Origin of the sequence: Rosenbergiella australiborealis, assembly GCF_018494035.1 — a bacterium.
GTDB lineage: Bacteria > Pseudomonadota > Gammaproteobacteria > Enterobacterales > Enterobacteriaceae > Rosenbergiella > Rosenbergiella australiborealis.
The window spans coordinates 24,952-50,240 of sequence record NZ_JABBFO010000011.1; the positions used below are offsets into that span (position 1 = coordinate 24,952).

At 46.6% G+C, this 25,289-nt stretch carries 27 protein-coding genes; 26 read left to right on the forward strand and 1 reads right to left on the reverse strand.

All coding sequences use genetic code 11. The features are described 5' to 3' along the window. Window positions 1–18 precede the first annotated feature (18 nt). The 10 genes from HGT73_RS11365 to queE all read left to right on the forward strand — a co-directional run bounded on the left by HGT73_RS11365 (window position 19) and on the right by queE (window position 8,807). Window positions 19–1,143, forward strand: coding sequence for a hypothetical protein (locus tag HGT73_RS11365; RefSeq protein WP_214215082.1), 1,125 nt, complete (start codon window positions 19–21; stop codon window positions 1,141–1,143). Between the two features lie 6 nt (window positions 1,144–1,149). After that, entirely contained in the window at window positions 1,150–2,424 is a 1,275-nt protein-coding gene (locus HGT73_RS11370) for a CpaF family protein (protein ID WP_214215084.1), read from the forward strand. Window position 2,425: 1 nt separating this feature from the next. Further along, window positions 2,426–3,358, forward strand: a complete 933-nt coding sequence (locus HGT73_RS11375; protein ID WP_214215086.1) for a type II secretion system F family protein — start codon at window positions 2,426–2,428, stop codon at window positions 3,356–3,358. A 1-nt stretch (window position 3,359) separates the two neighbouring features. After that, the gene (locus HGT73_RS11380) at window positions 3,360–4,202 is read left to right on the forward strand and encodes a type II secretion system F family protein (protein ID WP_214215088.1); all 843 of its coding nucleotides are present in this window, start codon (window positions 3,360–3,362) and stop codon (window positions 4,200–4,202) included. Next, a complete protein-coding gene (locus HGT73_RS11385; RefSeq protein WP_214215090.1) occupies window positions 4,195–4,926 on the forward strand; it encodes a tetratricopeptide repeat protein in 732 nt (243 codons plus the stop codon). Before HGT73_RS11380 ends, HGT73_RS11385 begins: the two co-directional genes overlap by 8 nt. Before the next feature lie 9 nt (window positions 4,927–4,935). Further along, complete coding sequence (locus HGT73_RS11390; protein WP_214215092.1) at window positions 4,936–5,436, forward strand: TadE/TadG family type IV pilus assembly protein; 501 nt, start codon at window positions 4,936–4,938, stop codon at window positions 5,434–5,436. 2 nt (window positions 5,437–5,438) lie between these two features. Further along, entirely contained in the window at window positions 5,439–6,005 is a 567-nt protein-coding gene (gene tadF, locus HGT73_RS11395) for a tight adherence pilus pseudopilin TadF (protein WP_214215094.1), read from the forward strand. Window positions 6,006–6,007: 2 nt separating this feature from the next. Beyond that, a complete protein-coding gene (locus HGT73_RS11400; RefSeq protein WP_214215096.1) occupies window positions 6,008–6,388 on the forward strand; it encodes a hypothetical protein in 381 nt (126 codons plus the stop codon). 44 nt (window positions 6,389–6,432) lie between these two features. Beyond that, window positions 6,433–8,064 carry a pilus assembly protein gene (locus tag HGT73_RS11405; RefSeq protein ID WP_214215098.1) on the forward strand — a complete coding sequence of 544 codons (1,632 nt, stop codon included), beginning with the start codon at window positions 6,433–6,435 and terminating at the stop codon, window positions 8,062–8,064. Window positions 8,065–8,135: 71 nt separating this feature from the next. Then, window positions 8,136–8,807 (forward strand): 7-carboxy-7-deazaguanine synthase QueE, encoded by a 672-nt coding sequence (queE, locus tag HGT73_RS11410; protein ID WP_214215100.1) that lies wholly within the window; start codon window positions 8,136–8,138, stop codon window positions 8,805–8,807. 2 nt (window positions 8,808–8,809) lie between these two features. Here the strand turns inward: queE and queD are convergent, their stop codons facing one another. Next, window positions 8,810–9,175 (reverse strand): 6-carboxytetrahydropterin synthase QueD, encoded by a 366-nt coding sequence (gene queD, locus HGT73_RS11415; protein WP_214215101.1) that lies wholly within the window; start codon window positions 9,173–9,175, stop codon window positions 8,810–8,812. Window positions 9,176–9,437: 262 nt separating this feature from the next. Here queD and cysJ point away from each other — a divergent pair, with 262 nt between their 5' ends. From cysJ to rpoS, 16 genes are all read left to right on the forward strand, one after another. Next, entirely contained in the window at window positions 9,438–11,246 is a 1,809-nt protein-coding gene (gene cysJ, locus HGT73_RS11420) for an NADPH-dependent assimilatory sulfite reductase flavoprotein subunit (protein WP_214215102.1), read from the forward strand. Beyond that, window positions 11,246–12,970, forward strand: coding sequence for an assimilatory sulfite reductase (NADPH) hemoprotein subunit (gene cysI, locus HGT73_RS11425; RefSeq protein WP_214215104.1), 1,725 nt, complete (start codon window positions 11,246–11,248; stop codon window positions 12,968–12,970). Before cysJ ends, cysI begins: the two co-directional genes overlap by 1 nt. Next, window positions 12,970–13,704, forward strand: coding sequence for a phosphoadenylyl-sulfate reductase (locus tag HGT73_RS11430; protein WP_214215106.1), 735 nt, complete (start codon window positions 12,970–12,972; stop codon window positions 13,702–13,704). Before cysI ends, HGT73_RS11430 begins: the two co-directional genes overlap by 1 nt. A 450-nt stretch (window positions 13,705–14,154) precedes the next feature. Continuing rightward, window positions 14,155–15,570 (forward strand): siroheme synthase CysG, encoded by a 1,416-nt coding sequence (cysG, locus tag HGT73_RS11435; protein WP_214215108.1) that lies wholly within the window; start codon window positions 14,155–14,157, stop codon window positions 15,568–15,570. 8 nt (window positions 15,571–15,578) lie between these two features. After that, window positions 15,579–16,487, forward strand: coding sequence for a sulfate adenylyltransferase subunit CysD (gene cysD, locus HGT73_RS11440; RefSeq protein ID WP_214215110.1), 909 nt, complete (start codon window positions 15,579–15,581; stop codon window positions 16,485–16,487). A 10-nt stretch (window positions 16,488–16,497) separates the two neighbouring features. After that, the gene (gene cysN / locus HGT73_RS11445; RefSeq protein ID WP_214215112.1) at window positions 16,498–17,925 is read left to right on the forward strand and encodes a sulfate adenylyltransferase subunit CysN; all 1,428 of its coding nucleotides are present in this window, start codon (window positions 16,498–16,500) and stop codon (window positions 17,923–17,925) included. Next, window positions 17,922–18,527: an adenylyl-sulfate kinase gene (cysC, locus tag HGT73_RS11450; RefSeq protein WP_214215114.1), complete on the forward strand. Its 606-nt coding sequence runs from the start codon at window positions 17,922–17,924 to the stop codon at window positions 18,525–18,527. The genes cysN and cysC overlap by 4 nt, the downstream gene beginning before the upstream one ends. A gap of 26 nt (window positions 18,528–18,553) precedes the next feature. Further along, the gene (locus HGT73_RS11455; RefSeq protein WP_214215116.1) at window positions 18,554–18,874 is read left to right on the forward strand and encodes a DUF3561 family protein; all 321 of its coding nucleotides are present in this window, start codon (window positions 18,554–18,556) and stop codon (window positions 18,872–18,874) included. A 118-nt stretch (window positions 18,875–18,992) separates the two neighbouring features. Next, a complete protein-coding gene (gene ftsB, locus HGT73_RS11460; RefSeq protein WP_214215117.1) occupies window positions 18,993–19,304 on the forward strand; it encodes a cell division protein FtsB in 312 nt (103 codons plus the stop codon). A gap of 15 nt (window positions 19,305–19,319) precedes the next feature. Beyond that, a complete protein-coding gene (gene ispD / locus HGT73_RS11465; RefSeq protein ID WP_214215118.1) occupies window positions 19,320–20,030 on the forward strand; it encodes a 2-C-methyl-D-erythritol 4-phosphate cytidylyltransferase in 711 nt (236 codons plus the stop codon). A 10-nt stretch (window positions 20,031–20,040) separates the two neighbouring features. Then, entirely contained in the window at window positions 20,041–20,520 is a 480-nt protein-coding gene (ispF, locus tag HGT73_RS11470) for a 2-C-methyl-D-erythritol 2,4-cyclodiphosphate synthase (RefSeq protein ID WP_214215119.1), read from the forward strand. Next, window positions 20,520–21,569, forward strand: a complete 1,050-nt coding sequence (gene truD, locus HGT73_RS11475) for a tRNA pseudouridine(13) synthase TruD (protein WP_214215120.1) — start codon at window positions 20,520–20,522, stop codon at window positions 21,567–21,569. Before ispF ends, truD begins: the two co-directional genes overlap by 1 nt. Next, entirely contained in the window at window positions 21,550–22,314 is a 765-nt protein-coding gene (gene surE / locus HGT73_RS11480; RefSeq protein WP_214215121.1) for a 5'/3'-nucleotidase SurE, read from the forward strand. The genes truD and surE overlap by 20 nt, the downstream gene beginning before the upstream one ends. Continuing rightward, window positions 22,308–22,934 carry a protein-L-isoaspartate(D-aspartate) O-methyltransferase gene (locus HGT73_RS11485; RefSeq protein WP_214215122.1) on the forward strand — a complete coding sequence of 209 codons (627 nt, stop codon included), beginning with the start codon at window positions 22,308–22,310 and terminating at the stop codon, window positions 22,932–22,934. Before surE ends, HGT73_RS11485 begins: the two co-directional genes overlap by 7 nt. A 133-nt stretch (window positions 22,935–23,067) precedes the next feature. Then, window positions 23,068–24,231, forward strand: coding sequence for a murein hydrolase activator NlpD (gene nlpD, locus HGT73_RS11490; RefSeq protein WP_214215124.1), 1,164 nt, complete (start codon window positions 23,068–23,070; stop codon window positions 24,229–24,231). 43 nt (window positions 24,232–24,274) lie between these two features. Further along, on the forward strand, window positions 24,275–25,267 hold the full coding sequence (gene rpoS / locus HGT73_RS11495) for an RNA polymerase sigma factor RpoS (RefSeq protein ID WP_214215126.1): 993 nt from the start codon (window positions 24,275–24,277) through the stop codon (window positions 25,265–25,267). Window positions 25,268–25,289 lie beyond the last annotated feature (22 nt).

The window sequence follows — 25,289 nt, forward strand, 5'->3', positions numbered from 1 at the left end:
GTAACACAAGGATGAATTATGTTACTTTTCTCCGAAAATACTAAACAAGATGACTCACTGGGCGATTCCATACTCGTTGTCACACCCGATCTGGGGAGAATGGAAAAGGTATGTGAACAATTATCTCTCCGCGATGTGGGAACGGTTAAGCAGTTTCATGGCGATATACGACAATTAGATCAATTTGAAGACACCGCTAATACCGATTGTATTATTTTCGATGCTTCGGAGCTTGATTCGCCTGATAGCGTTATCGATATTATCGATCTACAGTTATCAAAAAATGTAACTAAAATAGCCTTTAGTACTAAGGACTCACTCCTCTTAGCCGAGGAATTTCTAAAAAAAGAGATCCATTACTGTCACTATCCAACCCAAATTAATCGTATTGGTAGTTTAGTCCAAAACGATACGCAGCAATCTGTCGCAATCGGCAACAGTGCAGTACGCATTACCCTATTAGGCTGTAAGGGGGGCGTAGGCAATTCAATGCTGAGTTACCATGCTGCGCAATTTATTGCTAATAAACGCCAATCTTCTACCTTACTGGTACAGGGTGCCTTTGGAAGTAAAAATTTAGATTTAATTTCTAAGGTCGCTATCTCTAATGAAGTCACTCTTTTAGAGAAGAACCTATCAGCCTTATATGAAGAGCGAAGTGGGGCTTGGCAATATTACAACTCAGTCTACGACAATTACGAATGTATTATTTTCGATTTTTCTGCTTATAACGCCGCTGATGAGAATATTGAAAATGTATTAACCCATACCGATTGCTTGTTATTGGTGTGTGATAGGGATCTCTCATCGGTAAGAACCGCGAAGAAAATTATCGAAGCCAATAATCACTTAATGAATAGTAATAATGGCGTACGGCGAATCTATGTCTGCCATAACCAACACCACAGTAAAGTTAATGGAGAAATCAGTAGTCAGGAGGTTAGCGGACTATTAGGAAAACCCGTTGATGTGACTATCCCTTATCTTTTAAAGCCCGGTGACCCTTCGTTAGTGCTTAATTTTCAAGGAAAAAACCATCAGCATTTAGAGTCCTTATGTAATTTACTGCTAGGAAGAAAAAATAAACACCAGGAAAAAATAAGTTTATTTGACTCAATAAAAAAAATAACAGGAAGAGGGTAATATAAGGTGGCGGATAAGTACGAAGACATAGCTAAACAATTACGTGGTCTAGTTCTGCCTGAGCTGGATATCGATTTAGTCGAAAACTTACTCAGTGATCGGGTGGGGTTAATTCGCGAGATCTCGAAAACGATCCAACGAGTCAGTATCGAGCGCAACCTCTACCTCCCCTCAGAGAATACGCAAATATTAGCGATTGCTGTCGCAGATGAAATTCTCGGCGTCGGCCCGCTACGTGAACTGATGGAGGATCCCAGCGTCAGCGATATTTTGGTCAATGGCCCTGAAAAAATCTTCGTGGAACGCAGTGGTAAGCTGGTACGCACCAATAAGCGATTTATCGACAATCAGCAGTTGACCGAGATAGCGAAACGCTTAGTAAACCGCGTCGGCCGGCGCATCGACGAATCACAACCGTTAGTCGACGCACGAATGAGCGATGGCAGCCGGTTAAATGTTGTTATCAATCCGGTCGCACTGGATGGAACCTCCATCTCAATTCGTAAGTTTAGTAATGTCTCTAGAACACTGAAGGATCTAGTGAATTGGGGGGCGATGAATGAGCAGATGGCCAATTTTCTCGCCCTCGCGGTCAGTTGTCAGGCGAATATTATTATCTCTGGAGGAACCGGCTCCGGGAAAACGACGCTGTTAAATGCCTTATCTCGTCATATTAATAGCGATGAAAGGGTGATCACGCTGGAAGATGCCGCCGAATTAAAATTACAGCAAGAGCACGTTGTCAGGCTCGAAACCAAAATGGCGGGTATTGAAAGCAGTGGGCAGGTGACTATGCGTGACCTCATGATCAATACCTTACGGATGAGGCCGGATCGCATTATCGTCGGTGAGTGTCGGGGGGGAGAGACGTTCGAGATGTTACAGGCGATGAATACCGGCCACGATGGTTCGATGACCACCCTACATGCCAACTCCCCGCGCGATGCCGTAGCGCGGCTTGAAAATATGGTGATGATGGCCGGGTTGAATCTTCCTTTAGAAGCGATTCGACGTAACATCAGTTCGGCGGTCAACTTAATCGTACAAGCTAACCGACTCCATGATGGATCGCGTAAGATTACTCATATTGCAGAGATTATGGGGCTAGAAGGGGAAACCATCATCCTGCAAGAAATATTCTCCTTTCAGATAGGTGAGTCCTCCTCGGGCAAAGTGAGTGGTAAGTTTGTTACCCCAGGACTCTCTACTCGGTCAAACATTTATAGCCGTGCCAAAATGCATTCAAAAGATCCCTATTTGAAACAGATATTTGGTCAATGATATGAAACAGATCTCGCTCATTTTAATTGTTCTCGCATTTCTTTTTTTTATGATGGTCGTCATTCGGAATAGAACGACACGCAATGCTTTTACTAAGGGAGACGACCGTAAAAATATGCTCATGACATTACTTGGGCAAAATTCGGCGGAGAAAAGTGATGAATCTCTAAATTTTATTATTTTACGAAAAATCAATGATACCCTATTTAAAATTAAGCATGTCTTTATTGCAGATAACTTTTATGACTTTGTGAAAAGGTTAGCGGTACCTCTAGTTTTTATCATTGCTGTCGAAGCCATAAATGTAAATTTTTTTCATTTTCCAAGCGTACCTATTGCGCTAGTCTTAACGCCGATAAGCTATATTTTTTGGTACAAGATGCTATTGAAAAAAAGGAAGAAAATATTTGAAGTCGATTTCACAGAATCTATTTCATCCATAAACGGTGCTATCTCGTCCGGACGTACATTTCTACAGGCAATGGATGATTATAGTCGTAATAATACTAATAAGTTGGCGAAAGAGTTTGGGATTATTACCCGTCGTTTAAACTTTGGTGATAGCCCTGAAGTGGTGTTTCTCGATTCTTGGAAGGTTTACCCCTATAAAGAATATTATTTCTTTATTGTTGCGATACTGCTTAATATTAATAGTGGTGGCCGACTGCGCGAAGTATTGGGGAAACTACAACGTTCCTTAGCGAATAATACGGCGATGGAAAAGAAAATGCTGACCCTGACGTCAGAAATGCGAATGGCATCAAAAATTACCGCAGCGATACCGTTTCTTTTCCTTATCTTACTCAAGTTTATTAGTGAAGATAATTTTAATTTTATTTTTGAGGACCCCCGCGGAAATATACTTCTCTATTATTTATTAGGCAGCGTTGGTGTGGGTACTTTAATAATTAAATTCCTAATGAGGAAAATATAGTATGGTTATCTTCCTTATTATGATTATCATTCCATCTATTGTGGTTCTGTCCTTCATTATGCGTAAGGCCAGACAATCCGCCATTGAAAAAAGTATGACCCTGGTTGATGCAAAAACCCAGGAATTAAAAATACAGGAACATAAAGATCATTACGAAACCGAAGCCGTACTCGGGCAAAACAGCCAGACGTTAAACCTCTATCGACGTATTGACGCAAGTTTTATTCTCAAAATCGGGCTAGCGATCATGTTAACTGTGTTGGGAATAGTCGTAAGCCAGTTGATGGGGTGGGAGTTAGCGGGTAGCGATTATGTGGTAGTCGGGATTATTAGTTTAGTGATAACTATCGTCTTACCCAGTACCCTTAGGGCGATGTATGTCAAAAAGCGGGTCAAAAAATTAACGGCTGAGCTGCCTTGGATGATCGATCTTTTGGCGGTGAGTATTCAATGTGGGATGACCCCTGAGCAGGCGTTCAAATTCTTAGCGACAAAAATGTCAGGAATTAATCCTGACTTCGTTCCCTTTTTACAGCGTTTAGTCAGACGTACCGAGATGAGCGGTTTAAGTAATGCGCTGTATCACTTTAGTCGAGAAATTCCCTCGACGGAGACGCGGCTATTCTGCGCCATGCTTGAACAGAGCTTACAATACGGTTCATCGCTCTATGAACAACTCATGGAGCTGTCACGAGAGATACGCGAAATTCAGTTACTGGCCACCGAAGAAAATATCGGAAAGTTGTCGGCGAAAATGAGCGTGCCATTAATACTCTTTTTTATGTTTCCCGTTGTTATTATCGTTGCCGCACCAGGCATTATGAGGGTTTTCTCTAATGGTTAAATTGCTATTAATTCCGCTATTTCTCTTTTCTTCCGTGGTGATGACCAGTGCGTGTAGCAGTGGGAATGCAACATCATTTAAAAAAAATCCCTTGGCAAATGAAAGTCTGCTCCTTAAGGTGAAAAATTACTCTGGACTGATTAAGATTAAACGCGATGAACTTAAAAAAAATAATAATCCAAAGGTTCGTTATGAACTGGCTAATTATTATTATCTCTCGCAAGATTATCGATCGTCGATGTATTACCTTACTCCTTTGTTAGCCTCTGGTGCATCCGCGGATATTTATCTTTTACAAGCAAAGAATCTGGCGGCATTAGGGGAATATAAAAAGTCACTGAGCTTTGTTGATATTGCATTGAGTAAACAGCGTAATAATGCACAAGGATTAAATTTAAAAGGGGTAATCCAAGCGCAAATGGGGGAGTTGGATGCAGCCTTGTCCTCCTTTACACAAGCGAGAGCGAGCTACGAAAAAGAAGAGGATGTCGTGAATAATATGGCAATGATTTATATTATTCAGAAAAAATATACTGAGGCAGTACAACTGCTTCTCCCTATCTATTTGCGTGGATACAGCAATCCACAGCTTGAACATAATCTTATTTTTGCTTTAGCGAAGAGCGGAGACTTACGGTATGCCAAAGATATTATGAAAAAAAGAAACTTTTCCAAACATCCTGATCTACTCGCGACCGACCTATTTAATGTGCAAACTTTTTAAAGGATGTCAATGATGCAACGGTGGTACCGGAAGTTATTCGCCCAGGATGGCGTGATTTCGATAGAGTTTTCGTTTCTTTATATAATATTTGTTGCCTTCGTATTTATTATATTTGAAATCAATAAATTTATATTCATTATTACCGCTATGGATTATTCGCTCTCTGAGGCGGCACGTAATAGTGCATATCGAGATAATAGTACTTCGGTTGTCGATTATCAGCAGGTATTTGACGAGTACTTTTTTAGTCAGAATGCCTTTTGGAGTATGTTTATTAATCCAGAAGATATTAAAGTCGAGGCGAGTTTTTGCAGTACCGTCAATGAGGTTATTAAAGGTCATTGCTCATCGCTTTATAACAGTAAAAAGAGGCTTGCGCTGTACTCAGTCAGCTATCAATACCGGCCTTTAAAAATAATCAGTCAGGTCGCGTGGTCAGAGTCGTTATTCAGTCAGTTGGATGGGCTATTGACTCGTAAGGTTACTTATATGATTGAGTCGTCGAGGTAAGGATGCTAGCGAGAATATATTCAGTCGTTAAGGATACTCGGGGAAGTATCGTGGTCGAGGCCGCCTTTATCTTCTCTTTTTTGTCGATTATCACGGTCGCCAGCTTGGAATATGGCTTCTGGCTTGCGGCAAAAAGCCAAGCGGAGCGGGTCAATTACTCGTTAGCCTCGTTGGTACGGGAAAGAACGCAATTCTATGGTAAGCGAGAGAGCTTTTCTAATGATGATATTAAACAGCTTTATGAGTTAGCGAAATCCCTTACCTATCATCGTTACGACAAAGAGTTATGCCTTCGTGTGGAATCAATTGGTTTCACTCCTGCGCTAAAAAAGACAATTAGCTATCAACAAAAATTGGATTACGGCTCGACACTTTGTAATAGCATCACTACGCCTCCGCTTAAAAACAGTATTGAATTTTCGCCCTTTAGCAGTCGTCAGCGCTGGTTACCGCTGTATCAGGTCACCCTGATCTTGCCAACGCCTAAAGGAACGCTGCACCAATTGCTTAAAAGTGTCGATCTCCTTCCTGAGTCTGTCTCGGCCTATACCATCCTGTTGGCTCGCTAACCATGAATAGGCTATGGCTCTTTGGGGTACTGCTCTTTTTATTCGGCTTCGGGGCAGATGCCGGAAAGGTGCAGGGAAGGGTAGAGTGTTTCGTTTTTATCGATGCAGCGATACCCGAGCAGCTCGCGTTATTTAAACAATTTAATCGTGAATATTATTTGAGTCCGACATTGCAACGGTTAGGCTCGATGACGTTTATTAATATCGGCCTACAGCCGCTGGCCAATACCACAACCGTACCCCTCATCAACGATACGACGGGGATCTGGGTACGAAAATTTAAACCGCAAAGTTTACCTGCGATGTTTTCGATGTACCAAGGCAAGCCTATTCAACAGGCGCTCAAGGATACTAGGGAGATAAGACAATGCTTACAAGGATAGTAAAGCAGATCCTAACCAGATGCCGTGATCAGCGCGGTACCATAATGATCTCCTTTGCCGTGTTATTACCGATATTGATGATCCTTGTCGCGCTGGGGATTAATTCGGTCAAGATGTTTATCGCGAAAGCTAAACTGACTGATGTGGCAGCGGAGACTGGCTTAATCGTCTCGGCAAGTAGCTCGGTGACCGATAAAGGCCAGTACCCACCGGAAATGAAAAATTTAGTCACCCGCTACGTTAAAAATTTCTTTCCAGAGGCATCGAAAACGCCTGAGGTGACTTTCAAATTCTCGAAAGTAGCGGCGGACACGACCAATAATGCCGAGTACATGACCTATCACCCTAGCATCAAGCTCGAATTACCCTTTCCTTTCTACCATGCCACCCTGAGCGAAGGCGCTAAAAATTTTGCGATCTCCGCCACGCCGTTGACCGTTAAAAAACAAGTCTCACGGCCGGTAGATGTCGTGTTTGTGATGGACTTCTCAACCTCTCAACAGGGAGCTCGGATGCGCATACTTAAAGAGGTGTTTCGAGAACTCACCGACTATATCTTAACCAGCAACCCCGGCTCGAAAATAGGGATGGTACCTTTTAGTGCTGGCGTTGCAGTGAAGTACCCCGAGACGAATCAGCGCGGCGGCCCCAAAGCCGGTTGCAGCGTCTTATTCGTCCCTAAAAAAGAGTGGGCGATCGATTACGCATTTTGGGGGGATAAATATGTTAATAAAAAATACACTAAACTCTCTGATCAGAGCTATTACATCGATGAGACCCGTAGAAAATATTATCTCAATCGGGTCGCCAAATCTCGACCGGCGCTAACCGCGAATGCGCTTAATGAGCAGTGGTGTCGTAAGAACGATGTATGGGGGACCAATGTGGGTCAAACCCAATATTCGTGTTTCGATCATCGCTTTAAAACACTCGATCTCGATGGCAGTGTGGTCGCTAAAGATGATATCTACACTCAGCGTGCGCAACAGATTATCGAACAGCAATATGTCATGGCGCTCAAAGTTCGCGAACGCCAACGCACCACTATAACTATTGAGCATGATGATGCGATCGATTATGAAGCGACGCTAAACCAGATGTTTGGCGAAGAGGCGATCATTACCTTCCCTATGTTATGGACCTCTGTCGATGATTATAACTATCGTGTCTATAACCAGATGTGCCATAACACCGGATGGTGGGGTCACTCTGGCGATCTTAGCAGCGCACGCCTGTACTCGTGGCTGATCGAATTAACCAATAACGCCAATGAACTGCATCAGTTCCAAAACATGGAACCGCAGGGATGGACGGCAACAAGCTCCGGGCTGGTACGTTCGGTACCGGTGATGATGAAGGGCACTAACCCGCGGAAAATATTTGTTGTAATGTCTGATGGTGATGATAGTACCTATCCTGCGAAAGTCACTGATCGATACCTAAAGCAATATAACCTCTGTGAAAAAATTCGTAGTGGCATTATAGAACGATCGCAAACCCATACTGAACGCGTCGATATTTATTATGTCTCGACGACCAACTCAGATAAACGGGTGAATTATTGGAAAGACTACTGTACGGGGGAAGGGAATGCAGCGAAAGCAGTTAACCGCCAAGCGATAGTGACGTTAATCAAAGGATTCTTAAGCGATGAGATCGGTAGCTTCTCCCAGTAAGCATGATCGGGACATGGTAATTAGGGGATTTTCTGCGATAATAGACGTTTTCGCGCAACGATTGAGTCTCCATGCTTTACCCCATTAATGAAATGTTCCAAACCTTACAAGGCGAAGGGTTTTATACCGGCGCACCAGCGATATTTATCCGTCTACAGGGCTGCCCTGTCGGCTGTAGCTGGTGCGATACTAAGCATACCTGGGAAAAGTATGCCGATAAGCAGCAGTCGCTGTCCGATATCGTAAATAAAACCGCAGAAAGCGAGGCTTGGGCCGACGTCAGCGTCGAGCAGCTACTCGCGGTTGTTCGCGAACATGGCTGGACGGCAAAGCATATCGTCATTACCGGCGGTGAACCTGCGCTCTACGATCTGACGGCACTGACTGAATACTTTGAGCAACAGGGTTTCCAATGCCAAATCGAAACCAGCGGCACACATCCCATTCGTTGCTCTGACGCGACCTGGGTGACGGTCTCGCCTAAAGTCAACATGCGTGGGGGCTATGATGTCCTTAACAGCGCGTTATTACGGGCGAATGAGGTGAAACACCCGGTTGGACGTCAGCGTGATATCGACGCGTTGGATCTGTTATTGAGCCAAGTTCCACCTTCGAGCCAGCGGATTATCGCGTTGCAGCCCATTAGCTGTAAGAAGGCGGCTACCGAGTTGTGTATCGCCACCTGTATTGCAAGAAACTGGCGTTTTTCAATGCAAACTCACAAATACCTGAATATCGCCTAGGCTTATTCGCCGCGATAGGTACAACCTGCGGTGCAGGTTTCTTTAATCATCACGGCACTTAGCAATGGCAGCAATGGTTTCATCTGCTGCCAAATCCATACCGCCAAGACTTCGCTGGTCGGATTCTCAAGACCGGGAATATCATTTAAATAGTGGTGATCAAGTCGCTCATACAGCGGCTTAAAGGCGGCTTTCAGCTCAGCAAAATCCATGACCCAGCCTGTATTCGCGTCAATTTCCCCCATAATTTCAAGACGAACAAGGAAAGAATGTCCGTGTAGGCGTCCACATTTGTGGCCTTCAGGAACATGGGGAAGCAAATGGGCGGCTTCAAATTGAAATTCTTTAAACAGAGTGGTTACAGCCATAATAAATCGTCGATTCCGCGGTAGTTAAGTCGAAAAGTAGCAGTTTAGCGTAAAAGTGCCTTCGGCTCACTCTTTTCACCTTATCAGCCAGCGATCGGCCGCCTTTTACTGGGTTAACCAGTTTTATCGATAAGACTTAGCATTAAAACAAGTTAGTGTATTTAGTTATTTAATATACCTAAGCCGTCTTTATCAGTAATAATCGTACGGTTACTCTACACTTACTGAATTTTTAGCCATTGGCACTGGAATACAAAACGCAATGACCAACCAAGTCCCTCAGCTGCCGCTTAGTGCGGAGCAACTTGCCCGCTTACAAGAAGTGACTCAAGAATTTACCTCGCATCAACTTGCGTGGCTTTCTGGGTATTATTGGGGGCGGCTTAACGATTCATCCCCGGCACAAAGCACCCCGGTTTTATCAAGTGTCGCCCCTGAAGTTGCCCCACTGAGTATTACCCTGATTTCAGCCTCTCAAACCGGGAATGCTCGACGTTTAGCTGAACAGCTGCGCGATGACCTATTAGCCGCGACGTTGCAGGTAAACTTGGTCAATGCTGCGGACTATAAATTTAAGCAGATTGCGTCAGAAAATATTGTCTTGGTCGTCACCTCGACACAAGGTGAAGGTGAAGCCCCTGAAGAAGCCGTGGCGTTTCACAAGTACCTGCACTCTAAAAAAGCGCCAGCTCTGCCCACAGTAAGTTTTGCCGTGTTTGGACTGGGTGACTCCTCTTATGAGTTTTTCTGTCAAGCAGGTAAAGATTTTGATCAGCAACTGGCTGCGCTCGGTGCAGAACGATTACTGCCGCGGGTGGATGCTGATGTTGATTATACGCTGGCTGCCGAACAGTGGCGTGCTGACGTTGTAACATTACTCAAAGCTCGTGTCCCAAGCAGTTCTTCGCAAGCACTTGCCCAAGCCTCGTTAGGCAATAGCGATACGCTTGACAGTACGCCCTACAGTAAAGAATCCCCTTTAACGGCCAGCTTGGCGGTTAGTCAGAAAATTACCGGCCGCGATTCCGACCGTGACATTCGCCATATTGAGATCGATATCAGCGAATCAGGTCTTCGCTATCAAGCGGGTGACGCGCTAGGGGTTTGGTTTAAAAATGATCCGGCCTTAGTTCGCGAAATGCTAGAGTTGTTATGGATTGACCCTACTCAGACAGTGATGATTGAGGGGGAGTCGTTAGTGATCGCTGAAGCATTGCGCGACCGCTTTGAGTTGACGGTTAACAGTGCCAAAATTGTCGAACAATATGCACATCTTTCCGCCAACGAGGCCTTACTTGCTTTAGTGAAAGAGAAGGGGGCGCTTCAAGAGTTTGCTCAACAATGGCCAATAGCCGATATGATCCGTCATGCTCCAGCGCCATTAAGTGCTGAGCAGCTTGTTGGATTACTGCGTCCTCTTACTCCGCGCCTTTATTCCATCTCTTCTTCTCAAGCAGAAGTTGAAGATGAGGTTCACATTACTGTCGGCGTTGTGCGCTACGAAATTGAAGGGCGTGCTCGCACCGGCGGAGCCTCAGGTTTCTTGGCTGACCAGTTACAAGAAGATGATGTCATTGATATTTTTATCGAGCATAACGATAACTTCCGACTGCCAGCCGATGGCGATACGCCTGTCATAATGATTGGCCCAGGAACAGGTATTGCGCCCTTCCGTTCATTTATCCAGCAACGGGATAACGATGGGGCACAAGGGCCGAATTGGCTATTTTTCGGTAACCCACACTTCACCGAGGATTTCTTGTATCAGGTGGAGTGGCAGAAGTATGTAAAACAAGGACTCCTCACGCGCATCGATCTGGCCTGGTCTCGTGACCAAGCGGAGAAAGTTTACGTCCAAGATAAACTTCGCGAACAAGGTGAGGAAGTGTGGCGCTGGATTGAACAGGGCGCCCATATCTATGTCTGTGGTGATGCAACGCGCATGGCAAAAGATGTCGAAAACACCTTATTGGCGATCATCGCTGAATATGGCGGAATGGACACTGAGTCTGCAGACGAATACTTAAGCGATTTGCGCATTGCTCGTCGCTATCAGAGAGATGTCTACTAATGAGTACAAAATACCCTGGCCCTTTGGTTGTAGAGGGAAAATTATCCGATGCCGAGCGTTTAAAGAAAGAGAGCAATTTCTTACGCGGAACGATCAGTGAAGACCTTAACGACGGGTTAACTGGCGGCTTCAACGGTGATAATTATTTACTAATTCGTTTTCACGGCATGTATCAACAAGATGACCGGGATATTCGTGCCGAGCGTAATGAGCAGAAACTTGAGCCGCGTCATGCCATGATGCTACGTTGCCGACTACCGGGGGGAATTATTACCCCTCAGCAGTGGCTGGCTATCGATCGTTTCGCGCAAGAGAAAACGATCTACGGCAGTATTCGTCTGACTAACCGTCAAACCTTTCAGTTTCACGGTATTTTAAAGAAAAACGTTAAACCCGTTCACCAGATGCTGCACGACGTTGGGTTGGATGCCTTGGCGACCGCGAACGACGTTAACCGTAACGTCCTCTGTACCTCGAACCCCGTCGAATCTGCGCTGCATCAAGAAGCGTATGAGTGGGCGAAGAAAATTTCAGAGCATCTACTCCCGCAAACCCGCGCTTATGCAGAAATTTGGTGGGATAAAGAAAAAGTCGCCACCACCGATCAGGAACCGATTCTGGGTGAAACCTATCTTCCTCGTAAGTTTAAAACGACGGTCGTTATCCCCCCACATAACGATGTTGATCTGCATGCGAATGACTTGAACTTTATCGCTATCGCGGAAGAGGGCAAACTCGTCGGCTTCAACTTATTAGTGGGCGGTGGGCTCTCAATCGATCATGGTAATAAAGCGACTTATGCGCGCACGGCGACGGAATTTGGCTTCTTGCCACTGGATAAAGTCCTCGATGTTGCCGAAGCAGTCGTTACAACGCAACGGGATTGGGGCAATCGTACCGATCGTAAAAATGCCAAAACTAAATATACCTTGGAGCGCGTCGGCCCTGACGTCTTCAAAGCAGAAGTAGAGAAGCGTGCGGGTCTGACCTTCGCGCCTATCCGTCCTTATGAATTTACGACTCGTGGCGATCGCTTCGGCTGGATTAAGGGAATCGATAACCAGTGGCACCTCACGCTATTTATCGAGAATGGTCGGTTACTGGACTACCCAGGACGCCCGTTAAAGTCAGGGATCGCGGAGATAGCGAAAATCCACCAAGGTGATTTCCGCTTGACGGCAAACCAAAATTTAATCGTCGCTGGCGTACCCGAAGACCAGAAAGCGGCAATTGAAGCCTTAGCGGTAGAACATGGTTTGATGGAAAAGGTGTCACCTCAGCGTGAAAACTCAATGGCCTGTGTGGCTTTTCCAACCTGCCCGTTAGCGATGGCGGAAGCTGAGCGTTTTCTACCGGGATTTATCAGTGAAGTTGAAACCTTAATGACACGCCATAATGTTGCTGATGAAGCCATCGTTATGCGAGTTACCGGTTGTCCGAATGGCTGTGGGCGAGCACTATTAGCCGAAGTAGGGCTAGTAGGGAAAGCTCCGGGACGCTATAACTTACACTTGGGTGGAAATCGTATCGGCACACGGATCCCGGCGATGTACCGTGAAAATATTCAGGAAGCGGAGATTCTCTCGATTCTTGATGAACTTATCGGACGTTGGTCACAAGAACGCCAACCGGATGAAGGTTTCGGGGATTACACCATTCGTAGCGGGATCGTTCGAGAAGTCGTTGATCCGGCTAGATATTTCTGGGCTGCGGTGGAGGTATAATGTCAAAACTCGATCTTACAGAACTTGCGTCGCTCGATAAAGCGACGCAGCAGGCTGAATTGACAGCTGTTAATCAACAACTTGAGTCATTGAGTGCCGAAGAGCGGGTAGCGTGGGCACTGGAAAACTTACCGGGACAGCATGCGCTGACCAGTAGTTTTGGGATCCAAGCAGCGGTAAGTCTACATTTAGTGAATCAGCAATCCCCGCAAATACCGGTGATTTTGACCGATACGGGCTATTTATTTCCTGAAACTTACCAGTTTATCGATAGCTTGCAGGAACGCTTGCAGCTTAACCTGCAAGTTTACCGGGCTGAGCTATCCCCAGCCTGGCAAGAGGCGCGTTACGGTAAACTCTGGGAGCAGGGCGTCGAGGGTCTTGAGCGCTATAACCAGCTTAACAAGGTCGAGCCGCTAACGCGGGCGCTGGGGGAGTTACAGGTGAGCACTTGGTTTGCCGGGCTACGCCGTGAGCAATCGGAAAGTCGTTCGCAACTGGAAATTCTCTCCGTTTCACGTGGGATTTTTAAATTCCTCCCCATTGTTGATTGGGATAACCGACAAGTCTATCAGTACCTTAAACAACACGGGCTAACGTACCACCCACTGTGGGAAGAGGGATACTTGTCGGTAGGCGACACCCATACTACTCGCAAATGGGAGCCGGGAATGCGTGAGGAAGAGACCCGTTTCTTTGGGTTAAAACGAGAATGTGGTCTTCACGAGGGATAACCCTCGAATTTGAAGAAAACCCAACCCCCTTTCGTCGTGATATCGCTATAGAACCGCACGATAGGGGGATAGCCCATCTATTGACCGACTTAATGGGTTAATGATTTAGTCCGTCATCGAAAGGGAACGGCTCAGCATCCCTCCGCTAGCGAAAATAGATTAATCTTTCTGATAATTAATAAGCGGGAATCAAGGGATTAGAGGCCGTTTCCCTCTCCATAGAGAGCTGACAGTCGCCTTTGTTTTGCATCATTGATATAACAGAATGTGTTTATAACATCCTGTTTTTCAGGTTATATCCTCGTCAATATCTTCCTTTATATCCCCTAAAGCAAAAAAGTTGCTAAGCTTATTCCATAAAGTTACAGCTCATTCCAAAACAACATTTCATCTCTAGGTAATTAACCTTATATAGTCTAGTGATTGAACGGCTAACCTGATTGAGCGCCTGTGGATTACTTACCTCTTTTTGCTGAACTAAAACAACGCCCAGTGTTAGTGATTGGGGGCGGTGAGATTGCATCGCGCAAAATTGACCTCTTATTACGTGCGCAAGCCACCGTATTGATTGCTGCACGTGAATTATCAGACGAAGTTAACCGTTTGGCGGAAGAGAAGAAAGTGACATGGATCGATACCGAGTATCATCCCGAGCAAATCGACTCAGTGTTCTTTGTGATAGCCGCCACCGACGATAATGCGTTAAATGAGCGAGTCTATCAGGACGCACAACGTAAATTTAAGTTGGTCAATGTTGTGGATGACCAAGCCCGATGCAGCTTTATTTTTCCCTCTATCGTCGACCGTTCACCAATTATTGTTGCCATTTCTTCGGCGGGAACCGCCCCCGTATTGGCGCGTTCATTGCGTGAAAAGTTTGAAACCTTACTTCCTGCGCGTCTTGGTGATGCCGCGCACTTAGCGGGACGTTGGCGCGATCAGGTCAAACAGCGTTTTCAGCGTATGCCGGATCGGCGTCGATTCTGGGAACGTCTTTTTAATGGCGAGTTTTTACACCAAGCAACGGCTGGAAATTTAGTACAGGCTGAAAAAATATTGGCTGAAAGTTTACAGCAGCCGATCGCCCAGCGCGGCGAAATCTACCTTGTGGGAGGTGGGCCTGGCGATCCGGGGCTACTGACATTACGAGGGCTGCAAGTGATGCAGCTTGCTGACGTAGTGCTCTACGATCACCTTGTTAGTGATGAGGTTTTAGATCTTGTCCGTCGTGATGCCGAACGTATTTGTGTAGGTAAACGCGCGGGCGCACATTCAGTGCCACAGCAAGAGACAAACCAATTGTTAGTCAGCTTGGCGCAGCAAGGTAAGAAAGTCGTTCGCTTAAAAGGTGGCGATCCCTTTATTTTTGGCCGAGGGGGCGAAGAGCTTGAAGCCGCGGTGGAAGCAAATATTCCTTTCCAAGTTGTCCCGGGGATCACCGCAGCAGCAGGGGCGACCGCTTACGCAGGGATCCCTCTTACCCACCGTGACTACGCTCAAAGCGTGGTATTTATTACCGGACATTGCCGTAAAGAGGGCCGAGAGCCGGATTGGGCGGCGTTAGCATTGACGGATCAAACGTTGGCTATCTATATGGGAACAGTAAAGGCTGCAGAGATTAGCCAACGTCTTATTGACCATGGACGCGCTGCAGACACACCGGTAGCAGTGATTGGACGTGGTACGCGTCAAGATCAAACCGTACAGACCGGCCGCTTAGACCAATTAGCGGTCTTAGCGGCTGAAGCACCTTCGCCCGCCCTAGTGGTCATTGGCGAGGTCGTTCACTTACATCAGCATTTAGCCTGGTTTCAGAAGTCATCCACACTGATGGCCTCCTCTTCAGCGCTTACTCCTATTATTTGAGGTATCGTATGGACCAACAACGACTGACTCATCTGCGTCAGCTAGAAGCAGAGAGCATTCATATCCTGCGCGAAGTGGCCGCAGAGTTTTCCAATCCGGTGATGATGTACTCGATCGGAAAAGACTCCTCGGTGATGTTGCACCTTGCGCGTAAGGCCTTTTACCCAGGAAAATTACCTTTCCCACTTCTGCACGTAGATACCGGCTGGAAATTCAAAGAAATGTATGAATTTCGCGACCGTATGGTTAAAGAGATTGGCGCTGAATTGATTGTTCATCGTAATCCTGAAGGTGTCGCAATGGGGATTAATCCCTTTGTGCATGGCAGTGCCAAACATACCGATATTATGAAAACGGAAGGCTTGAAGCAGGCGCTGAATAAATACGGCTTTGACGCTGCTTTTGGTGGCGCACGCCGCGATGAAGAGAAATCGCGGGCGAAAGAGCGTATTTACTCATTCCGTGATCGTTTCCACCGTTGGGACCCGAAAAATCAACGTCCAGAGCTATGGCATAACTACAATGGCCAAATTAATAAGGGCGAAAGTATTCGTGTATTCCCGCTCTCAAACTGGACGGAACTGGATATTTGGCAATATATCTTCTTAGAAAATATCGATATCGTCCCACTGTATCTCGCGGCTGAACGTCCGGTGCTTGAGCGCGATGGAATGCTGATGATGATTGATGATGAACGGATCGATTTACAACCCGGTGAAAAAATTGAGCAGCGTAAAGTGCGTTTTCGTACCTTAGGGTGCTGGCCACTTACCGGAGCCGTCGACTCTTCTGCCGAGACGTTACCGGAAATTATTGAAGAGATGTTGGTCTCTACCACTAGTGAACGCCAAGGACGGGTCATTGACCGAGACCAAGCGGGATCGATGGAAATGAAAAAACGTCAGGGTTACTTCTAAGGATCTGATTATGAATAACGCATTAGCACAACAAATTGCCGATCAGGGTGGGGTAGAAGCCTGGCTAACCGCTCAACAATATAAAAGTTTACTCCGTTTCTTAACCTGCGGCAGCGTGGATGACGGCAAAAGTACGCTTATTGGCCGATTATTGCACGATACCCGTCAGATCTATGAAGATCAGCTCTCTTCGTTGCATAACGATAGCAAACGCCACGGTACGCAAGGTGAGAAACTGGATCTCGCTCTCTTAGTCGATGGACTACAAGCTGAACGTGAGCAAGGTATTACTATTGATGTGGCTTACCGTTATTTCTCCACCGAAAAACGTAAGTTTATCATTGCTGATACTCCGGGACATGAACAGTACACTCGTAACATGGCAACGGGGGCTTCGACCTGTGATCTTGCCATTTTACTGATCGACGCGCGTAAAGGTGTTCTGGATCAAACTCGTCGCCACAGCTTTATCTCGACCTTACTCGGTATCAAGCACTTGGTCGTTGCGGTGAATAAGATGGATTTGGTGGAGTATAGCGAGACGACTTTTAATGAGATTGTCCAGCAGTACCTCGATTTTGCCAAGCAATTACCGAATGACCTCGATATTCGTTTTGTGCCGGTCTCAGCGTTAGAAGGCGAAAATATCGCAGCAGTGAGCCAACATATGCCGTGGTACACCGGCCCGACGCTGTTGGATATCTTAGAAACCGTTGATATCAATAAAGTGGTCGATGGGCAAGCGATGCGCTTCCCTGTGCAATATGTGAACCGCCCTAATCTTGATTTTAGAGGTTATGCTGGCACCATCGCATCCGGCACGGTATCGGTAGGCCAACAGATAAAAGTGCTGCCTTCTGGTGTGACTAGCCGCATTGCTAAGATCACGACTTTTGATGGCGACTTAACCCAAGCCTCTGCCGGTGAAGCTGTCACTCTCGTGCTTGATAGCGAAATTGATATCTCTCGCGGTGACTTGCTGGTGGACAGCGAAGAGCAACTAAGCCCAACTCACTCAGCGGAAGTGGATGTAGTCTGGATGGGTGAAAATGCTCTGCAACCGGGGCAAAGTTATCAAATAAAGGTGGCGGGTAAAACCGCCCGTGCAGTGGTTGACGAGATTATTCATCAGGTCAATATCAACACCCTAGAAACGGGTGATGCGCAATCTCTGCCACTCAATGCAATTGGGCGGGTGGTATTAACCTTTGATGAGCCATTAATGCTCGATCCTTATACCGTTAACCCGGTGACCGGCGGCTTAATCTTTATCGACCGCCTGAGTAATGTGACCGTTGGTGCGGGTATGGTGTATCAAACGCGTACAACTCATGTCTCACAAGGACAATTTAGTGCGTTTGAATTAGAGCTTAATGATTTGATCCGTAAGCATTTCCCGCATTGGGATGCGAAAAATTTAAGAGAAATACTTAAATGAGTCGACAGGCTGAGAATATCGTTTGGCATCAACATGCTGTCACACCCGAAATGCGCGAATCACTGCATAAACATCGTGGTGCTGTCGTGTGGTTTACTGGGCTATCGGGGTCGGGAAAGTCCACCCTATCGGGTGCTGTAGAGCTTGCGCTGCATCAACGAGGGGTTAGCACTTTTTTACTGGACGGAGACAATGTACGACAAGGGTTATGTCGTGACCTTGGGTTTAGCGATCAAGACCGTAAAGAGAATATTCGTCGCATCAGTGAAGTGGCTAACTTAATGGCCGATGCCGGATTACTGGTACTGACCGCCTTTATTTCACCCCATCGCAGTGAGCGGCAGCTCGCTCGAGAACTGATTGGTGAAGAGCGGTTTTTCGAGGTATTTGTCGACACGGCGCCAGAAATTTGTGAAGCCCGAGATCCCAAAGGTCTTTACCGTAAGGCGAGAGCCGGTGAGATTAAGGATTTCACCGGCATTGGCTCTGGCTATGAGGCGCCTCTTGCACCTGAGTTACGGGTCGATGGTGAACAATTCGTTACAAAAGTGAGCGAAGAGATCATCAATCTCCTGCGCGAGCGCGCTATTATCGCTGCTTGACCCTTATAGGATAAGCTACGATTTCTATGCCAGATCTGCCAGACCCAGTCATTAATATGCCTCCCCATACCAAAGAATGGCCCTCAACACTTGTTGCGGGGGGCTGTTTTGGTATATTTGCTTACTGTCTTTCACTGCTCTCTCCCTTTGTCGCTTTTGGTTCCAGTGTTCTATTTTTTTTCCTCTATACTTGGCCTTTCTTTTTGGCACTCTTACCGGTTGCCATTTTTTTAGGGATGGCTGTCTCGGTATGGCAACCGCAAAAACTCTTGGTGACCTTTATTCTTACGCTTGTCATCGTCAGCGGCAGTTTTTGGGTACTGTTTTATATGTTTGTTGGGTGGTAATACTGACTAAGCGGGTATTATCAGACTAAAACTTACTATAAAACGCTGACTTGCCGAATGTTACTGTGGAGTCAGACGCTAACTTGTGGGAAGATTAGCGAATCTGTCGGGGGGAAGGATGGGAAAACTCACTTTATTGTTACTGATTTTACTGGGATGGTTACAATATTCATTGTGGCTCGGTAAAAATGGTATCCATGATTACAGTCGCGTCAGCGAGGAAGTTGCACAGCATCAAGAGACGAATGCTAAGTTAAAAGCACGCAACGACCAGCTATTTGCTGAAATAGACGATCTTAATGGTGGATCTGAAGCCATTGAAGAACGTTCTCGTGACGAACTTGGTATGATCCGTCCAGGTGAAACCTTCTTTCGCTTAGTGCCTGAACAGAATCGTAACGCCGTCAACACTCCGGCCTCAGGACAATAACAACGACGAAAATCCATGAAGACAACCCTTTCGACTGCGGGAATTATTGCTGTAGTTCCTGCCGCTGGTATTGGCAGCCGCATGCAATCATCTTGCCCTAAACAATATCTTTCCATCGGCAGTAAAACTCTTCTCGAACACAGTATTGCCGCATTATTCCAACATCCCTTGATTACCAAGGTTATTGTTGCCTTGCATCCTGATGATGACCACTTTACATCCTTACCCATTGCTAATGACCCACGCATCAGTTATGTCGTTGGCGGAGCAACCCGTGCAGAGTCGGTATTAGCTGGACTCGCGGCGATCGCGCCACAAGCTAGCCAGTGGGTAGTGGTTCATGATGCGGCGCGTCCTTGTTTAACCAAGGACGATTTAGCGCGATTATTGGCACTGACCACGCACAGTAAAGTCGGCGGTTTGTTAGCCACGCCGGTCAAAGACACCATGAAACGGGCGATTGTTGGGGAGAGTCGTGTCGCGCATAGCGTTGAGCGTGCCGATCTCTGGCATGCCCTGACTCCGCAGCTCTTTCCACTCGAATTATTAAGAGAGTGTTTACAACAAGCGCTTTACCAAGGTAAAGCCATCACTGATGAAGCCTCAGCCTTAGAACACTGCGGCTATCATCCAGAATTAGTCGATGGTCGGAGTGACAACATAAAAGTCACTCGTCCTGAAGATTTAGCGTTAGCGGAATTCTATCTTTCTCAAAAAAACCAATAGGGGCATAACGATGCGTATTGGGCACGGTTTCGATGTTCATGCTTTTGGGGGGGAAGGTCCCCTCATCATTGGTGGGGTGCGTATTCCCTTTCCACAAGGTTTTCTGGCGCATTCTGATGGTGATGTCGCCCTGCACGCGTTAACCGATGCATTATTAGGGGCTGTTGCACTGGGCGATATTGGAAAACTATTTCCAGACACCGATCCCGCTTTTAAAGGCGCGGATAGCCGGGGCTTGCTGCGTGAAGCTTGGCGTAGAGTTCAAGAAAAGGGCTATACCATTGGTAATGTCGATGTCACCATCATTGCACAGGCGCCAAAAATGCTGCCACATATTCCGCAAATGCGAATTAATATCGCGGAGGATCTCGGCTGTCATATGGACGCGGTTAATGTTAAGGCGACCACAACAGAAAAACTAGGCTTTACGGGGCGTGGTGAAGGGATTGCCTGTGAAGCGGTGGCATTACTGGTTAAGGTTGAAGGATAATGGAGATAACGCCTCTGCATTGGCTGCTAGGTAAGCCTAGCGCTACAGGTTTGATTAAACAATCGACCAGCGATTTCCGTGTGATTGAAGATCTTGGCTATACTGCTGATCATCAGGGCGAACATCTATTGATTCGCATCCGGAAAACAGGGTGTAATACTCGTTTTGTCGCAGATGCGTTGGCAAAATTTTTGAAAATCCCAGCGCGTGAAGTCAGTTATGCCGGAATGAAAGACCGTCATGCGGTGACGGAGCAGACGTTTTGCGCGCGCCTTCCAGGAAAAGAGATGCCCAGTTTTGCGGCATTTGAATTGGAAGGTGTTGAAATTCTTGAGGTTGCGCGCCATCAACGTAAAGTACGTATCGGCGGTTTAGCCGGAAATTATTTCCAGCTGGTGATTCGCGATATCAGTGATGCACAGAGTGTTGAGCAGCGTCTAGCACTGATCAGCACACAAGGCGTCCCTAATTACTTCGGTGAACAACGTTTTGGTCGTGATCGCCATAATTTAACGCTTGCTGAACAATGGGCAGCCGGTGAAATTCGTATCAAAGATCGGGCTAAGCGTAGCTTGCTCCTTTCAGCGATACGCAGCGATATTTTTAATCAAGTGACCAGTGCTCGTATCGCTGAGCAGTCAACGTTAACCACACTGTGGGTGGGCGATTGTGTGCAGCTGACAGGGCGGGGCAGTTGGTTTATCGTTAGTGATGACGAGTATGACGAGACGGTAACCCGGGTTCGTAACGGCGAGTTACGTATTACTGCGCCATTGGTCGGAAAAGGGAATCCGGTAGTCACCGGTAGCGCTGCTGAGTTTGAACAACAGCATATCGTTAGCCAGCAACCTTTTATCGACTTGCTGATCCGCGAAAAAGTCGATGCCGCTCGGCGCGCAATGTTAGTGTGCCCCCAAGAGATGGCATGGACATGGATAGATGAACATACTTTACAAATGAATTTCTGGTTACCAGCGGGCAGTTTCGCAACCAGTGTCGTGAGAGAACTCGTATTACAGGGAGAAATGATTGAGGATCCTGCTGAGTAATGATGACGGTGTCTTAGCACCAGGTATTCAACGGTTAGCCCAAGCGCTGCGAACGATGGCGACGGATGTCCGTATTATTGCTCCTGACCGTAATCGTAGTGGGGCGTCCAGTGCCTTAACCTTAGATATGCCATTACGGACATATCACTATGCGAACGGAGATATTGCCGTCCAGCAAGGCACTCCTACTGATTGCGTTTATCTTGGCGTCAATAGTTTGATGACGCCGGGACCCGATATTGTGATCTCGGGGATTAATGCGGGGCCTAATCTTGGTGATGATGTGATCTACTCAGGTACGGTTGCCGCAGCAATAGAAGGGCGTCATTTAGGTCTCCCCGCGCTTGCCGTTTCTTTAAATGGCCATACCCATTATGACACTGCGGCAGAGGTCACTTGTCAGATCTTACGCAAATTGAGCACTCACCCATTACGCTTAAGTCCAGTGCTGAATATTAATGTTCCTGATCTGCCTCTCGCGGATATTCGCGGATGGAAAGTGACACGATGTGGTTATCGACACCCGGCTAATAAGGTGATTACGCAGCAAGATCCTCGAGGTGAAACACTTTATTGGATTGGCCCACAAGGTCATCCTAACGATGCCGGAGAGGGAACCGATTTTGATGCGGTGGAACGGGGCTATGTTTCTCTCACACCTCTAGGGATTGATTTGACTGCTTATCATGCAGTATCTCCTTTAACAAAGTGGCTAGGGAATGTTGAGGGTCAAGGCACATGCTGAGTCGGCGTGTAGAAATGTTGCTCGATTATTTACGTCAGCATGGTATTGCTGATGAGGCGATACTGCGTGCAATCTCGGTGGTTCCACGTGAAAAATTTGTCGATGAGGCTTTTGAACATAAAGCCTGGGACAACAACGCCTTGCCTATCGGTTATGGTCAGACAATTTCGCAACCTTATATGGTGGCAAGAATGACTGAACTGTTAGGGCTGACACCTTTTTCACGAGTGCTTGAGATAGGGACAGGATCAGGGTATCAAACGGCTATTTTAGCAAATTTAGTAGAGCACGTTTACTCAGTCGAACGGATTAAGGGATTACAGTGGGCAGCTAAGCGGCGTCTTAAGAACTTAGATTTACATAATGTGTCAACGCGACATGGTGACGGATGGCATGGATGGCGTTCACGAGGGCCATTTGATGCTATTATCGTTACCGCAGCATCACCGCAGATCCCGCTTGAGCTGCTTGAACAATTAGCTGATGGTGGTGTGATGGTATTACCGGTCGGTGAAGAACAACAATTTTTACAGCGCATACAGCGTATAGGTGAAACCTTCACCGATGATATCATTGAACCCGTTCGGTTTGTCCCGTTAATTCCAGGTGATCTGGCGTAACGTTTTTCCTGACATCGTCTCATAGCCTGACTTGGCGTTGCCTGCTACTATCAGACGATAATTTCATTTTGGTATTCTAAAATCTGAGCTTGGATCTCAATACCGATAGCCGTAAGCCTTTATGGGGGAATGAATGAGCAAAGGAAGCAAAAATTTTAATTATCGCCAGATGGCGCTCGCCTCATTGATTGCTGCCAGCTTGGCAGGATGTAGCACTGAGAGTACCGATTCACAGGCACCTATTACCGCCATCGGCGCAAGTGGTGGCGCGCCAAGAGGATCGACCCAGCGTGCTGTATCACAATACCCTTCGACGATTGTTCCCAGCACGCCCAGTTCATTGACATCACAACCGATCACGCAGCCTCAACCCGTGACACATGTTCGTTCTGCCCCGGTGACAGAGCAGGCGGTGATTAGCCAGCCGGTGAAAGTCCGTAATGGGAAAATCGTCTATAACCGAAATTATGGGAATATTCCTAAGGGTAGTTATAGCGGCAGCACCTACACTGTTAAGCGCGGTGATACATTATTTTATATCGCATGGATCACTGGGAACGATTTCCGTGATCTTGCACAGAAAAATAATGTTGCCGCACCTTATAGCTTGAATGCTGGGCAAGTGCTTCAAATTGGGAATGGAGCAGGGCAACCGATAACAGGGCCTAATGAAATTAGTAAAGCCGACAACATTACTCCTAATGAAAATAGTGCAAATAATGTTCAGAGAACCGTTCCCAAAGAGGTTGCACAACAGCCAATAGTTACGTATTCTGAAGATAATGACGAACAAAGTAGTAATAATACTGTTCAATCCAACAGTAAGTTATTACCCGGTAAGACGACTGTATTAGGAAGTGCTGCTGCGCCAATCGTGGCACCAACCTCAGCACCGACGGTCAGCAGTACTACCAGTTCAACACCGATTACGACGTGGCGTTGGCCGACAAACGGAAAGATTATTGATAGTTTTTCTGCAGCGGAAGGTGGTAATAAGGGAATTGATATTGCCGGTTCTCGCGGACAACCGGTGGTCTCTACCGCAGCAGGTCGAGTTGTTTATGCAGGTAATGCATTACGCGGTTACGGTAACTTAATCATCATCAAACATAACGATGATTATCTCAGCGCCTACGCACACAACGAGACGATGTTGGTGAGAGAGCAGCAGGAAGTCACGGCAGGCCAAAAAATCGCTACGATGGGTAGCACAGGGACGAGTTCGGTAAGATTACACTTTGAAATTCGTTATAAAGGAAAATCCGTCAATCCGTTGCGTTACTTACCGCAACGATAGATGCAGGGCCTTCTGGCTCTGCCCAGGACCAGGAGGCATCACAATGAGTCAGAACACGCTGAAAGTTGAAGAGTTACATGACATTGACTATGACGATCATGAGAATGTAGCTTTTGAAGAGCAGAATGCGACAAGCGATTCAAAAGATGATTATGAGATCTCTAGTGCGGAAGAAGATCTTTTTTCGCCGAATTCCTCCCAACGGGTACTGGACGCGACTCAACTCTATTTAGGCGAAATCGGCTTCTCACCGCTGCTTACCGCAGAAGAAGAGATCTATTTCGCACGTCGTGCCCTGAGAGGGGATGTCGCTTCTCGCCGTAGAATGATCGAAAGTAATCTACGACTGGTCGTTAAGATCTCGCGCCGCTACAATAACCGTGGTTTACCACTTCTCGATCTTATTGAGGAAGGTAACTTAGGGCTTATCCGTGCGGTAGAGAAGTTTGACCCAGAGAAAGGCTTCCGTTTCTCAACGTATGCTACGTGGTGGATCCGTCAAACCATTGAGCGTGCGATCATGAACCAGACGCGTACCATTCGTCTGCCTATCCATATCGTGAAAGAACTGAATGTGTACTTACGTACCGCTCGTGAGCTGACTCAGGTATTAGACCATGAGCCAACGGCGGAAGATATTGCACATAAATTGGATAAGCCAGTCGAGGATGTCAGTCGAATGCTTCGCCTGAACGAACGTATCGCTTCAGTCGATACGCCAATCGGTGGGGATTCCGAAACCTCACTGCTTGATATGATTTCGGATGACGATGACAATTCGCCAGAATATACCAATCAAGATAACGATATGAAGCAAAGTATCGTTAAGTGGTTGTATGAACTGAATGCTAAACAGCGTGAAGTGTTAGCGCGCCGTTTCGGTCTATTAGGTTATGAACCCGCTACACTTGAAGATGTCGGTCAAGAAATTGGCTTAACTCGTGAGCGAGTTCGTCAGATTCAGGTTGAAGGTTTACGCCGTCTACGTGAAATCCTTGAAGATCAAGGCTTAAGTTTAGATGCTCTGTTTCTGTAGTCGCGATTAAAGCGAAAAAAGC

Coding starts and splice junctions, on each gene's coding strand:
- HGT73_RS11365 (WP_214215082.1), top strand. CDS start 19: ATGTTACTTTTCTCCGAAAATACTAAACAAGATGACTCACTGGGCGAT.
- HGT73_RS11375 (WP_214215086.1), top strand. CDS start 2,426: ATGAAACAGATCTCGCTCATTTTAATTGTTCTCGCATTTCTTTTTTTT.
- HGT73_RS11380 (WP_214215088.1), top strand. CDS start 3,360: ATGGTTATCTTCCTTATTATGATTATCATTCCATCTATTGTGGTTCTG.
- HGT73_RS11385 (WP_214215090.1), top strand. CDS start 4,195: ATGGTTAAATTGCTATTAATTCCGCTATTTCTCTTTTCTTCCGTGGTG.
- HGT73_RS11390 (WP_214215092.1), top strand. CDS start 4,936: ATGATGCAACGGTGGTACCGGAAGTTATTCGCCCAGGATGGCGTGATT.
- tadF (WP_214215094.1), top strand. CDS start 5,439: ATGCTAGCGAGAATATATTCAGTCGTTAAGGATACTCGGGGAAGTATC.
- HGT73_RS11400 (WP_214215096.1), top strand. CDS start 6,008: ATGAATAGGCTATGGCTCTTTGGGGTACTGCTCTTTTTATTCGGCTTC.
- HGT73_RS11405 (WP_214215098.1), top strand. CDS start 6,433: ATGATCTCCTTTGCCGTGTTATTACCGATATTGATGATCCTTGTCGCG.
- queE (WP_214215100.1), top strand. CDS start 8,136: ATGCTTTACCCCATTAATGAAATGTTCCAAACCTTACAAGGCGAAGGG.
- queD (WP_214215101.1), bottom strand. CDS start 9,175: ATGGCTGTAACCACTCTGTTTAAAGAATTTCAATTTGAAGCCGCCCAT.
- cysJ (WP_214215102.1), top strand. CDS start 9,438: ATGACCAACCAAGTCCCTCAGCTGCCGCTTAGTGCGGAGCAACTTGCC.
- cysI (WP_214215104.1), top strand. CDS start 11,246: ATGAGTACAAAATACCCTGGCCCTTTGGTTGTAGAGGGAAAATTATCC.
- HGT73_RS11430 (WP_214215106.1), top strand. CDS start 12,970: ATGTCAAAACTCGATCTTACAGAACTTGCGTCGCTCGATAAAGCGACG.
- cysD (WP_214215110.1), top strand. CDS start 15,579: ATGGACCAACAACGACTGACTCATCTGCGTCAGCTAGAAGCAGAGAGC.
- cysN (WP_214215112.1), top strand. CDS start 16,498: ATGAATAACGCATTAGCACAACAAATTGCCGATCAGGGTGGGGTAGAA.
- cysC (WP_214215114.1), top strand. CDS start 17,922: ATGAGTCGACAGGCTGAGAATATCGTTTGGCATCAACATGCTGTCACA.
- HGT73_RS11455 (WP_214215116.1), top strand. CDS start 18,554: ATGCCAGATCTGCCAGACCCAGTCATTAATATGCCTCCCCATACCAAA.
- ftsB (WP_214215117.1), top strand. CDS start 18,993: ATGGGAAAACTCACTTTATTGTTACTGATTTTACTGGGATGGTTACAA.
- ispD (WP_214215118.1), top strand. CDS start 19,320: ATGAAGACAACCCTTTCGACTGCGGGAATTATTGCTGTAGTTCCTGCC.
- ispF (WP_214215119.1), top strand. CDS start 20,041: ATGCGTATTGGGCACGGTTTCGATGTTCATGCTTTTGGGGGGGAAGGT.
- truD (WP_214215120.1), top strand. CDS start 20,520: ATGGAGATAACGCCTCTGCATTGGCTGCTAGGTAAGCCTAGCGCTACA.
- HGT73_RS11485 (WP_214215122.1), top strand. CDS start 22,308: ATGCTGAGTCGGCGTGTAGAAATGTTGCTCGATTATTTACGTCAGCAT.
- nlpD (WP_214215124.1), top strand. CDS start 23,068: ATGAGCAAAGGAAGCAAAAATTTTAATTATCGCCAGATGGCGCTCGCC.
- rpoS (WP_214215126.1), top strand. CDS start 24,275: ATGAGTCAGAACACGCTGAAAGTTGAAGAGTTACATGACATTGACTAT.